Origin of the sequence: Klebsiella sp. D5A, from assembly GCF_001620885.1 — a bacterium.
In the GTDB taxonomy this organism is placed as follows: Bacteria; Pseudomonadota; Gammaproteobacteria; order Enterobacterales; family Enterobacteriaceae; genus Klebsiella; species Klebsiella variicola.
Genome location: NZ_LOAR01000023.1, coordinates 1 through 12945, shown reverse-complemented (window position 1 = coordinate 12945; position 12945 = coordinate 1). Strand labels below are relative to the sequence as shown.

8 protein-coding genes and 1 pseudogene are annotated in these 12945 nt (G+C 56.9%); all 9 read right to left on the bottom strand.

Going from position 1 to position 12945, the window contains the following annotated elements; all coding sequences use genetic code 11:
- Positions 1–43: 43 nt before the first annotated feature.
- Positions 44–1978, bottom strand: a complete 1935-nt coding sequence (locus AS136_RS24220) for a T6SS effector phospholipase Tle3 domain-containing protein (protein WP_032735391.1) — start codon at positions 1976–1978, stop codon at positions 44–46.
- Positions 1968–3017: a T6SS immunity protein Tli3 family protein gene (locus AS136_RS24215; protein ID WP_032735390.1), complete on the bottom strand. Its 1050-nt coding sequence runs from the start codon at positions 3015–3017 to the stop codon at positions 1968–1970. The genes AS136_RS24220 and AS136_RS24215 overlap by 11 nt, the downstream gene beginning before the upstream one ends.
- A gap of 1 nt (position 3018) precedes the next feature.
- The gene (locus AS136_RS24210; protein ID WP_162823416.1) at positions 3019–5505 is read right to left on the bottom strand and encodes a type VI secretion system Vgr family protein; all 2487 of its coding nucleotides are present in this window, start codon (positions 5503–5505) and stop codon (positions 3019–3021) included.
- A gap of 1 nt (position 5506) precedes the next feature.
- On the bottom strand, positions 5507–8161 hold the full coding sequence (tssH, locus tag AS136_RS24205; RefSeq protein ID WP_063267053.1) for a type VI secretion system ATPase TssH: 2655 nt from the start codon (positions 8159–8161) through the stop codon (positions 5507–5509).
- Positions 8162–8426: 265 nt separating this feature from the next.
- On the bottom strand, positions 8427–8918 hold the full coding sequence (gene hcp, locus AS136_RS24200; RefSeq protein ID WP_063267052.1) for a type VI secretion system effector Hcp: 492 nt from the start codon (positions 8916–8918) through the stop codon (positions 8427–8429).
- A 4-nt stretch (positions 8919–8922) separates the two neighbouring features.
- The gene (locus AS136_RS24195; protein WP_063267051.1) at positions 8923–10626 is read right to left on the bottom strand and encodes an OmpA family protein; all 1704 of its coding nucleotides are present in this window, start codon (positions 10624–10626) and stop codon (positions 8923–8925) included.
- Positions 10623–11312, bottom strand: a complete 690-nt coding sequence (gene tssL / locus AS136_RS24190; RefSeq protein ID WP_040968421.1) for a type VI secretion system protein TssL, short form — start codon at positions 11310–11312, stop codon at positions 10623–10625. The genes AS136_RS24195 and tssL overlap by 4 nt, the downstream gene beginning before the upstream one ends.
- Complete coding sequence (tssK, locus tag AS136_RS24185; protein WP_162823413.1) at positions 11309–12652, bottom strand: type VI secretion system baseplate subunit TssK; 1344 nt, start codon at positions 12650–12652, stop codon at positions 11309–11311. Before tssK ends, tssL begins: the two co-directional genes overlap by 4 nt.
- Before the next feature lie 9 nt (positions 12653–12661).
- Positions 12662–12945, bottom strand: a pseudogene (locus tag AS136_RS24180) (type VI secretion system contractile sheath large subunit); the annotation flags it as partial.

Below are 12945 nucleotides of genomic sequence, written 5' to 3'. Positions count from 1 at the left end.
TATTCATCACGTATATTAAACCGAATGGTTTATTAACACTTATTTATGCCTTATTGACAGACCTGTACATGGGTAATTTATATTTCTCCTTATTAAATTTATCAGTAACAGTTTCACGACTAATTATATCAGGCTCAGGCACATTGTCAGGTATTCCAGTGAAGAGATACGGATCCTCCCCCTGCGTCCAGTCAGCTTTTCGCCGTAAATCAGCCATAAATTCTTTATCCCAGGTTGCATCACAGTATCCAATGGGTAAGTCATATGCGACCACCTTAGACATAAAATCAGCACGCATTGGCAGAGTGCTGTGATCCGTGGGCTGAGAAACATAGGTCCTCAGGCGAAGATCCTTTTCTTCAAATGTCTCCTTACGTGTTACGGGAACCATTCTTGGTTCGGATTCAGTACCCGTATTTTTAAAACCAGTCACAATATCCTGATTGGGGTAAAGATTGATATAGTTGTCATAGGTATTGTCGTTTTTACTTTTTTTGTCCGGGTTAATTTCACCCCAGCCATCTATCTCTCTATCGTCATGCTCCGCTCCAACGCGTGATTCGTCAAAATCAGCTAATTTTGCAGCCTCTATAGGTTCAGGCACCATTTCCGCATTAATAAAAACTGTTTGCCATTCCGGAGGGTCGGGATAGGTGAAACTACTGCTTTGATATTTATCGCCTTTGTCGTCCCAGAATGGTTTTCCATCCGGCAATTTTGCAAACGGTGTAACGGGATTAGGAGTTTCGCCACATGGAGTACTGCGCGCCAGCATACGCTGAAATAAATATCCCTGATGCTTTTTCAGCAGTGGATGGGGCTGCCCCTGTGAATCATTAGGTAATCCCTGCCAGCCAATTGAGCGTAGCGGGCGTGACCCCATAACACGATCATGAGGGCAGAAGTAGATGTAAGTGCGCCCGTGATTATCTCGCTCAGCAAGACCATCTCCATTTTCCCCAACAAGTGCAACATCAGGTCGCCAGTTCTTTTTATCTGCCGTCTGTCCGACACAAAGCCCTTCATAGCCAAGAGATGACAAATGATTTCTTCTGCAGGCCACCTTGTCAATGATGGCAGATAGCGTATTCTGCCGGCCTTCTGGCGAAATACACTCATCTACCGGAAGTGACGCGCCATTAAGGTCGTTGTGATCCAATGCGTAGGGTGAGTTAAGTAAAAATAATGCATCAGGTGCGTTCTTAGCTATCGCTACCGCTGCCATTGCAATCATTGTACCCTGGCTGTGAGAAATAATAGTGACTGTATCTTTAGGATATTTATTACGGATACTGTCAACCATGTCTGCAAGGCGTTTGGCTGCATGGGCATAGTATTTTCGCGGTGGCGCATTGGTTAACAGGCGATCCTTATCCTCATTAAGCCACTGAACTTTGACTCCACCGACTCTCTCTTTGAACCCTTTTTCACTCCATAAAGAATGCAAATTGTTTGTACCGTTCTGGAATGGCCCGCCGCCCCAGAAAAATGGACCCTGTGCCATAATATTGGCATAGGGTATATTTTCCCTTTTTAGTTGATGATAATCAACACCTTTCTCATTAGCTAAAGGTATGATGTATCTATCTTCATTACCTTTAGACGAAGCATACCCCCAGTAAAAACGAATTACGGGAGATTTATTTATATTAACATCAGGTAAATCCCTGGACATTAGAGGCATAGCATCTATTTTATCGTCAAAAAGATATTTATTGGTTTCCAGTTCATGTGATGTTCCGGTTAACCCAAGTCTTTTATTCAGACCTTCACAAAGTTTTTTCTCCGCAACTGAAAACCACTCTCCTGTCGAGTTAACACCGTGTACAAGTATAATAATACCAGGCAAATGAGGTGGTAAGTCACACCCACCTCTGACCTGGCAGTTTTTATGAGAAGGAAAGGAGTCCCAGGACGGACTCCCATTATCATCAAACTTACATTCAAGTTCACGGATAGGCTCAGTTTTATTGCTCATTTTTTACCACTTCCTTTTTTCCACTTGTGACAAACGTATACGTGATGGTTTTAGCCCCAACATTTCTATTACATGTATATTTAGAATCAATACTTTGTGTTGAAATTTCAGGGAATTTAACTCTACTACCATAGATTTTATCTTCAATTTCCATTCGAATTTCTGATAATTTATCTACCATTAAATTACTTTCATGACGTGTTTTCGGTGGCGTTAAGGTTCTAATATAGTCAAGTATGCGAAAATCTGGCCCATACTCATTTGCGTAAGGTATTTTTTTTCTTATCAACTCCTCCTTCACTAACCCGGCAATTTCATTTTGCCAGTCATCATAAATACTTATTAAAGCCCCATCAGAAAACCTTAATTTATTGACTGAATAAAGATCGCGAAGACCTATAGGGTGAGAATACACACTCTCTTTTTGAGACTCATCTCTTAAATAAACCCCATCATTAGCCACTACCACTTTGAGCTTACTAAAGCGTTCAGGTGTGCTGTATTCCGCCGCTACAATTTTATATATAAAGGTTCTACCATAATCCGCTGAAAAAAAGAAAAAAACTGGACACCCTTGCGCTGATCTTCCGCTACCGCAATACTGTCTAGTTGATGCACCAGGGAACGCCAGATAACCATTATTCGCGCCATTAATAACAGTTCCTTTATAAGCCGCAAAATAATTACCACGGCGATACGAGAAATCATAAAATTCGTGTTCCCATCCCAATTGAGTTTTTATTTCCCTCTGAGTATCATTGTAATAAACCTGCCCCCCCTTATCACAAGATATGTAGTTCTCCAGTGTCAGGTATCGATATTTATCTATGCGATAAAGAACCTGAGGCGGAGCATCAGTTTCAACTTTTCGTGATTCCTCCACCTTCTGAGAACCGCTCATACCTCCCAGCCCTACGCCAAAACTGGCCCCCATACTGACCCCTGACAGGAACTGTAAGCCTTTATAAATGACATACAGTAGCAAACCGACAATAGCTATAATTGTAAGTACTTTCCGGTCTGATTGACTCCATCTCATCTTATTTCGCCTTAACCAAGCTTATGTTCATATTGTCGATAACATCAGATGAATTGAGTGACGTTGCTCCAGAATCATCTGTTACACCAGAAACAACTGAACCATCTGGCATGGTAATTTTGTACGCTCTCCCTGGCAGTGGTTCTTTAGTCAGCGCATTTCTGATTATAAATTTTTCATCAAATGTTGAGGGTTCAAACGACCTCATAACACCCTGCATACTGCCAGCGCCTGCTTTCTTTATCCCCGAATTTTTAATCAGCAGTTTGCCCGATCCGCCAATTTCAACACTCCCACCAGTGATTTTGATATAGCCGCCACCGCATATCAGCGTCAGTTCATCCTGTGCTGTAATGACCATTTTTCTGCCACTTGAAATATGCGTATCCTCCGTCGACCAAGTAGTGATATTCCCTCCCTGAGCCTGAATATCAATATCATTTTGCGAGCTGAATAGTTTGACACCTCCACGACTATACAGACTCAGTTGCTTACCTACCGCCATGGTAAAGTCCTTATGTGCACCAATATCGAGTTGTTTACCTGCAGTAAGAGTCAGATTATCGCTGGCCGAAAACTGCATATCTTCACCGCTCACCAGGGCAATTCCTTTCGGCGCACTGCCAAGGATCACCTCCCCATGCAGTTGTTCAATTTTCTGCTTCAGGAGTTTTTGCTGACGACTGACATCAGCAGCCAGGGCCTGAGCATGAAGTGCGCTGGCGGCAAGGGATTCCATCTCCAGTAATGCCGCTGAAAGCCGGGCAAGGGCCGGCTCCATCGCCAGCACCTGCCCCTGAGCCTGCGCCTGCCCGTCAGCGCTGATAAATATCCCTTTCTGTGCCCGGATAGCTCCCCAGCTGTCGGTTCTTAGCTCAAAACCGTCCCCGCGCTGCTGCTTTTCAGCATCCACGAGATGGCCGAGGTTCAGCTGGCTCTTGCCGCCATACTCCGTCGACACCTTGATATGTTCTTTCCCGCGCTCATCGTCGAGGCGGATTTTGTTGTTGGCCGGGGTGCGCAGGACGTTACGTTTGTCATTGCGGATGGTGACATGGTCGCCGTGCGCCGAGTCGTGCAGCACGCCCGCGATATACGGCCGGTCAGGGTTACCATCCTCAAAGCCAATCGCCACCTCCGTCCCCGCCAGCAGCGGCAGGTGCAGACCGTAGGTGTCTCCGGCATACGGCCGCGACTGGCGGACCCACAGGCTCTCGAACCCGGTTTCCCAGCGCGCCCGGTCAAACAGCATATTCACCCGGTAGCGCCCGTGTTTGTCGATATGCCCGTAGGTGTCGTTTTCCCGGGTGCTGGTCACGCGGGCCGGCAGCGTCCCGGCCATCACCGGACGCGCGCCGGGCTCAGGCCGGTAGCCGACGTCCGGGCTGTCCGGTATGCCGGCAAACTCCACCGCAAAGTCCGCATCGCGCCGGGCGTGGCTGTGCATCGCCGTGACGAGCACGCCATCAGCAAACTCCCCGGCCACCTCCTCTCCGCCGGTGACCTTCAGCACCTGTCCCGGGCAGAGCGTCGGGCAGCTGGTGGTGGCCTGCATCCGGGTCTGGCCGTTCAGATAACGCTCATGGCGAAGGCGGGCGTAAAACGCCCCGGACTCCGGCGCCGGATGCCGGTCATGGGCATTCCCCGCCGTCAGGTAGTTATCTCCCCAGTGGTAAGCCTCACCGAAGGTGGTGGTCTCCCCGCGGGTGACATCCACCTGCGCGTTCATGTCCGCCGTCGCCTCGCGGTAGTTGTAGTCGCGGGTACTGACCTGCTGCTCCACAACGCGGTGGCGGCATGCCATCTCCCACACCGCGTCCACCCCGGCCGACTGCTGCCCTGACGGCGGGACCGAAGGCAACGTCAGCCCCTTCTCATAGCCCTGCTGACTGTCGCAGAACTCAGCGACGTCGATGTGCAGCCGCGTGTCGGCGGTAAAGCGAAACCAGATCCCCACCTCACCCAGCAGCCGGGTGATAAAGCGCAGGTCATCCTCGCCGTACTGCATCACCTGCTCGCGGCGCGGATACGTTTTTGTCAGCGAGAACAGAAAATCCTGACCGCGCAGGCCGTGGCGCTCGCGGAGGATTTTTTCCACAATCTGTGGAACGGACTGGTCCTGGTAAATGGCGTTCTGGTGCGAGCGGTTAAGCAGCGCCAGGCGTGGCTGAAGCGTCAGCGCGTAGTGCGTTTCATCCCTGGAGGTACTGAGCCGTTCAAACCCCGTCACCACGCCCTGGATAACCCGCACGGGTTGCTGAACATTGATGCCGAAGCCCTGAGCCACCGGCGCCTGCAGCGTCAGGGAGGCTGCCTTCATCAGCATCATCTCTTTGCTGATGGCATGGTCTGCGCTGGTGAATTCAATACGGTAGCGGAACGGCTGGCTCAGGGCTTCATCGCCCTCGAAGGCCAGCACATCAAGCCCGGCTTCACATCCCTTCACCGAAAGCAGGTGGTGGTTATGGCTGAACAACAACGATTTCACGCTACTCATCGGATATTGTCCCCTCGTCAAACGCCATCACGACGCCTTCCTCTTCGTGATACCCCAGCGTCACCTGGCGCGGTTTCTGCCCCGCCGCCATATGGCTCAATAGCTGCTGACTCAGCGCCGGCAGGATCTGCTGATTCAGCAGACTGTCGACGTTGCGGGCGCCGGTATCCGGCAGCAGGCAGGCCTCGGTCAGCGCGTCGAACAGGCTCTCGCTGAGGGTGGTGGTGATTCCGTAATGGCAAGCCAGACGCTGACTTACCTGCCCGAGCTTCATGCCGACAATGGCGCGCAGCGCTGCCGCCGGCAGCGGACGGTAAATCACCGTCTGGAAGCGGGCCAGCAGCGCCGGCTGGAAGTGGCCGCGCAGCACCGGGCGCAGCAGCTCGTGCAGGTCTGATTCGCTGGCCTCCGGCTGTTCATCCAGCAACTGCATCAGGAGGTCGCTTCCGAGGTTGGCGGTCATCAGGATCACGGTGTTGCGAAAGTCGATTTCACGCCCCTCGCCGTCGCGCATTACCCCCCGGTCGAAGACCTGGTAGAACAGGTTCATCACATCGCGATGGGCCTTTTCCACCTCATCGAGCAGCACCACGCTGTAGGGGCGTTTGCGCACCGCCTCGGTCAGGATCCCGCCCTGGCCGTAGCCGACGTAGCCGGGCGGAGAACCCTTCAGCTGGCTGACGGTGTGCGGCTCCTGGTACTCAGAGAGATTGATGGTGATCAGCGCTTTCTCGCCGCCGAACAGCGCATCGGCCAGGGCGAGCGCCGTTTCCGTTTTGCCGGTGCCGCTCGGCCCGACCAGCAGGAACACCCCCTGCGGACCGTTCTCCGGCGTCAGGCCGGTTTTCGCGGCGCGCAGGCGCCGGGCAATAGCGCTCAGGGCCGCCTCCTGGCCAACCACCCGTTTGCCGAGACTCTCTTCCAGACTCAGCAGCTCCGTCTGCTCATCTTTCATTAGCGAGGAGAGCGGCACGCCGGTCCAGTCGGCAATCACCGTCGCCACGGTGCGGACGTCGACGTCCAGCCCGAGCAGCGGATTGCCCTGCTGGACAGCAATAAGTGCGTTTTGTAGATCGCTAATTTCCGCCTGGCGGGAGATATCGCGGCGACAGGCGAGCAGCGCCTCCGTCAGCTGCAGCTCCTGACCATACTGAGTTTCAAGGGTATCCAGCGCCAGAATAAGGCGGATCTCCTCCTGCTCAATGGCCGCCAGCCGTTCGCCGTGGGCGCTGTTGCCCAGCGCAATATCTTCCAGCAGCGCCTGCTTCTCCATCGCCAGCGCGGTGAGCTGCGCCTTCATGCGGGTCAGCGGCTCAGGCACGGTATCGAGACTCATACGCAGGCGGGCGGAAGCGGTGTCGAGTAAATCCACTGCCTTGTCCGGCAGCTGGCGGCCGGTGAGATAGCGTCGTGACAGCGTCACGGCGGCGCGCACCGCATCATCCGTGATATGCACGCCGTGGTGGTCGGCATAGCGGGACTTCAGGCCACGCAGCATCAGGCAGGCGGTGTCGTCGTCCGGCTCATCCACCTTGACCATCTGAAAGCGGCGCTCCAGCGCGGCGTCGCGCTCGAAGTACTGCTTGTATTCAGACCAGGTGGTGGCGGCGATGGTCCGCAGCTCGCCCCGGGCCAGCGCCGGCTTCAGCAGGTTGGCGGCATCCGCGCCGCCCGCCTGATTACCCGCGCCGATGATCGTGTGCGCCTCGTCGATAAACAGCAGCACCGGCGAAGGCGACTGCTGTACCGCCTCAATGATATTTTTCAGCCGCTGCTCGAACTCGCCTTTGACCCCGGCGCCGGCCTGCAGCAGACCGAGGTCGAGGGTGCGCACCGACACCGGCTTCAGCGCGTCGGGGACGTTGCCTTCGGCAATGCGCAGCGCCAGGCCTTCCACCAGCGCGGTCTTGCCCACGCCCGGCTCACCGACGAGGATCGGGTTGTTTTTACGCCGACGGGAGAGAATATCCACCATCTGGCGGATTTCCGTGTCGCGTCCGAACACCGGGTCAATCTGGCCATCTCTGGCTTTGGCGGTGACGTCGAGAGTGAATTTGTCCAGCGCGTTCTGCAGCGCCGGGTTGAGCCCATCCGCATTCAGTTCACCGCTCGCAGGACGCCCCACAAATTCCACGTCCCCGCCATGGGGCTGCGCCAGGGCCGCTTCCTGCTGCGCTGGCGGACGTTCGTCGGACTGGGCATCAAGCAAGGGGCGCAGGCGTTCCAGCTGACGCTGGCCCAGCGTTAACAGCGGCCACAGGCCATCGCACTGGATCAGATTCTGTTTTTCAACCAGCGCCATCAGCAGGTGAACACTGCGGATCTGCGTTTCGCCGCTGAGCGAGGCAATCAGCCAGGCCTCCTGCATCAACATCTGGATAGGATCAGAGAGCTGGGGACGATGACGTACCGAGCGCGGCTGTTTATCCAGCCAGCTCAGCAGATCCTGCCACAGCGCATCCATATCCCATTCATAGCGCCGCGCCAGCACCGTCAGATCGCCTTCCCCCTGTTCCAGCAGCTTAAGCAGCCAGTGCTCGGGCAGGATCTCGGCATGCGCCCGGGTCTGACACAGGGAGGCCGCCCCCTCCATCGCGCGGGCACAGCAGGGATTAAGACGGCGTAACAGGCTGGCTGGATTTTCCATGAGATCCTCTCTTATTGGTTCCGGACACGCTACCGCCCGTCGCTGTTCCCGAACAGGGAACCCAAAGCGCACAAGGTCAGGCAGACAGATTGTGTTTTTCTTTGCTGAGAACCCGCATCTCAGGCACTCAGCAAAAAACGGCGGGCAGAGAAACGCTGCCCGCATCAGGCGATAGTCCGCAATAAACCCCGGTCGCAGCGATAACGATGCGGCCGGAGTGAGCGAACGTCGCCTGCGCGCCAGCGGCGCGAAATATGACGGGCAATTACGCGGTGGCGCGTTCGTTCCAGCTATCGGAGTGAATGATGTTGCCGTCTTTATAGGTCCAGGTGATCTTCTCGTAGCGCAGCTCAATCTGTTCCAGATGGTTGTGCTTCTCGTAGGCGGGGTTTTTGATGTCGTGCATCAGGGGATTCACTTTCACCACCTTGACGTTCTCAAATTTGGTATTGAAATACTCCACTTCCTGGCCGGCATCGTTGATTCGGTACCACTTGAACTCAGCGGATTTCAGGGTCTGGCCGGTGGTCACCGCCTTGTACAGGTAGGGGCTGGAGGAGTCGATCTCCTTGGTGAACAGGAACGGCGTATGAATACGAGTGCCGGTCAGTTTGCCGGTGTTGTTATCGGTCGGGATGTACAGGTTATGCTCCTGAGCCACCACTTCGATACTGCCTTCACGATCCTGAACGTCGACAGACCCTTTAATGTCCGCGCCGCCATCGTCTTTCAGCCAAAGATAAACAGGAATTGCCATGGAATTACTCTCCATTGTGTAGTGAAGCGCCATCATCCTGGGATGACGCAGAGGGTTGGTCCGGTAGCCGGCAGGCGTCTACCTGCGGCACCAGACTGATTTCGACACGACGGTTCAGCGCACGGCCCTCCGGCGTATCGTTTGTTGCAATTGGTCGGCTTTCGCCATAGCCCTGAACGGCAAAGCAGCTGTCCGGCACGTCGCCGGTATCGCGCATCCAGTCGCGGACCGATTCCGCACGTTTCAGCGACAATAGCTGGTTGGCTTTTTCCTCACCGACGCTGTCGGTGTGGCCCGCCACCACGATCAGCCACCCGTGCCTGGCCTTAATGTCCATCAGCGAGTTGACCAGCCGCTTTGTCGAACCAGGCTTCAGTACCCATTTCCCGGTATCGAATAGCGACATGCTGTCAAGGCGGATGACGTCCGGCGCGACGCGCTGCACCGGCCTGGGTGGCGGAGGCGGCACGTAACCGCGAATCGCCTCCAGCAACGGCAGGCGAATCTGCTCCCCGCGATACAAGCCCAGACTCAGGCGCAGCGGGACGCCGTTACGCGCCCAGCTATCCAGCAGCGCGGCATCTTCACGCAGCACCCTGACAGCGCTGGCTTTTGGCCGATAATCATCCATCGCAATCCGCTCATAACGGGCAATATCGACGCCCACGCGCTGCAGCAGTTGTCGATTGTTCCAGCCACTGCTGAGCAGCGCGGCGACAGCGGCGAGGGTGAAAATCGCAAGCGCCGCGCGCCAGGCCCTGCCTCGTGGCGTGAGTCCCCGTCCCGCCGGTAACTGCGGCAGGATGAATTCCGGCAACGCTGAAGCGTCCTCGGTGTCGCTCTCATCTGGCTGCCAGCCAGCTACCCGCGACAGGCCGCTATGTCGGGATAACCACGTCGTCCAGGCCGACGACGCCAGACTTCCAGGCAGCGAGGGCCCGAGCCCCCACAGCACGGCCGCTGGGGTCAGAGGCGGCAGGTCGGTATTTTCTTCCGTCAACACGGCATGGACGTGCTGTTCAAACCAGCCCATCAGGCTGTTCATCAGCACCTGCTGCTCCAGCGCAGCCGCCCCGCCGGCGCTTACCCAGGCCGGTACGGAACAGGGGGCGCAGGAGGGCTGCCAGACTTTCACCGCCTCACCTGGCATCGCCGCCTGCCAGAGCAGGATGGGGCTCATCGTGCTGCCCACCTGCCCCTGCAGCGCCAGCGGTACGGCATACCCCGTCTGCTGGCGCAGCTGGCTGAGTTGCCAGCGCAGGGCCAGCAGAGCGCTGGTCAGCGCATCGCTTTGTGCGTGCCGCTGCGGGCAGACGCAGAGCAGCACCGACAGCTGAGGCCCCCATTCCGGCCGCTGGCTCAATATCTGACGCGCGACCTGTTGCAGCTCCTCCGTCTTTTCCACGCGGATCCAGCAGCCCTGTTTGACGACCCGCACCGGAGACTTTTGCGACCAGACAAACGGCAGATCGCCGCAAACGAGGACCACCGGCTGGCGATAAGCGCCCTCCGGGAGAGGGGCCAGGGTTGATGCGACGTTACGTCCGGTACGACGACTGGCGATGCGCCAGATCCCGATGATCAGGGCCAGCGTGACCAGCAGAATGAGCCACGCCCCCCAGCGGGGAACCGGCAAAAATAGCAGGCACACCAGCGCACTCAGCAGACTGGCCCACAGCGCCAGCCCACGCTGCTGCGCGGGGCTCATTTCACCGTCCCCGGTAACAGGGTCAGCAGCAGGTGATCGAGCCAGTGGTTCAGCCCCCACCACAGGACGAGTACCACCATCACGCTCAGGCCAATACGTACCGGCCAGGAGGCCAGCCAGCCGCTTATCCCCAGTCCGGCGCGATTCTCTACCAGTACGGGAGCGGTTGACGGGCATTGAAAAGGTGGGACATGCTCACTGAGCGCGTTGATCAGCTTCAGGCGCTCGGGATCGTTGAGGGAGCGAAAGCTGCCAACAAAACCCAGCAGCATCACCCGCTGAAAACAGGTGACCACGGCCAGGTCGGGCGCCGGTTCACGCAGCACATCACGCATCCGATCGCACAGCGTATCACCGGCATCCATGGTGCCGAGGAAGTGCCCCTGCAGCGGAATGTCATACCACTGCAGGCAGGCCTCATCCTCCACGCCGCGCCCTTTCACGGCTTCATCGAGCAGCGCGCACTGGGCGGTGAGAATATGCTGACAGCTGGCGTCATCAAGCCCGCTCGCCTTCAGCTCATGTTGCACGCGCTCGACATCAGCAATACAGCGCTGCCATAGCGTGTACCCTTCCTCATCGCGGAACTGCGGGCCGTGGCGCAGGCTGATAACCTGTAGCCAGGTGTTCTGCAGCAGCGCATCAATATCAATGGACGCGGCGTTACCGCGTTTAGGCTCATTCACGTTCGTAGTACCGCAAAAAGTTCAAGTTCAGGCTCACCGAGCATCCCCGGGACGTAAAACATACAGGTGCCGCTCTGCAGCATTTCCGTCGCCAGAGGGTGGGACACATCGAGGCTGAAATACTGATTTTCCAGACGCAGCGGGATCGCCGCCGGCACATGACGCAATGGCGTGAGGGGCACCCCTGTCCGCGAGGAGTTGACGATGGCTTTGACATGATCCGGACTGCCCACTTTGCACTGTCGCGGAAACTGCTCCTGCAGTCGGGCGACCGGTACCGACGAACGAACCGACAGATAGTAATCAGCCCCTTCCCGCAGCCGGGCATCGTGCAGGCGCGCCTGCCAGAAGTGCAGCCGGGCATCATGCTCCAGCGCAATCGCCACCACCCGCGACGGCAGGCTCGCCTCCAGCAGGTCGCTCAGTAAATCAAACAGCGGCGGAAAAACCGCGTTCAGATGGTCATGCTGATAGATCGGGACGGCATTCGCCTGATGGGTAAGCGAAAAGGTCAACAGGCTGCCAGCCAGGCGCGCCAGCTCCGGATAGAGGCGTTCCGGCGGGCTCTGTTGGTCACGCAGAAAGTACCCCAGCACCGGCTCGGCGCTGTTCAGCGCGTTCAGCAACCAGAACAGAGAGACATCGGCCACGGCAAAATCAGCCATCCGTTCATTACTCTCGCGACGCATGGCCATCAGGCGCGTCAGACGAGCCCGAAGCTGGGTAAGCAGCTGTTCAAGCTGCGTCGCCAGCCAGCGGCTGCCCTGGATCTGCAGCAGCGGCGGGAGAAACGTCTCGTCGATAAGCCAGACCCCCTGCGAGTCACGCTGCAGGCGAACAAGCGGACAGGTCAGGTAATCGCTGTTGTCCTGGTGGGCGAAGCGGAGGGTCAGCTCCGGCTGCATGACGGCAATCTGCCGGGTATCATCCCCGAACTGGTTGCGGACATCACGCCAGCGCTGCCGGAAGCGCACCGGCCTTTCGGCCACCTCCTCCGGCTTCAGACAGTTGCCGCCATTCGCCTGCATCAGGGGCAGCGCCAGCACGATCACCGCCTCGCCGGACGCGCCGTCCAGTGACAGCGCGGACGGCAGCGCATCGGCATTGTCCGTATCAATCATCGTGCCATCCTGGAACCGGACCTGCAGCCTGTGAGCCTGCAGGCGGCCCAGTTTGAGCATCTCTGGTTCGAAGGTCGCCTCCATCACTCCCCAGGGGTGGTTAAGCCCCATCCGGGCAATCACTTCCGCAGTCCAGGCTGCATACGCAGCCTGCTGTTGAAAATGCTGGGGCGACACCATAATGCCCCGGCCCCACAACGGACGTTCCGTTTTCATCATCGTCCGAACCTACGCCTTCGCCTTTGGCATCTGGCTAACCAGCGACAGATTGACGTCCATCCCCTCGACCTGGAAGTGCGGCACCGCGTACAGCTTCACGCGGAAGAAGCCCGGGTTATCCTCAATATCTTCCACCACCACGCTGGCATCGCGCAGCGGATGGGAGGCCTGCAGCTCGTCGCCGGGGTCGGTCATTTCAGTCACCAGGCTCCGCACCCAGGTGTTCAGCTCCAGCTCCAGCAGCCGCCGGTCCTTGGTGGTGCCGATATTCTCGCGCTGGATCATCTTCAGGT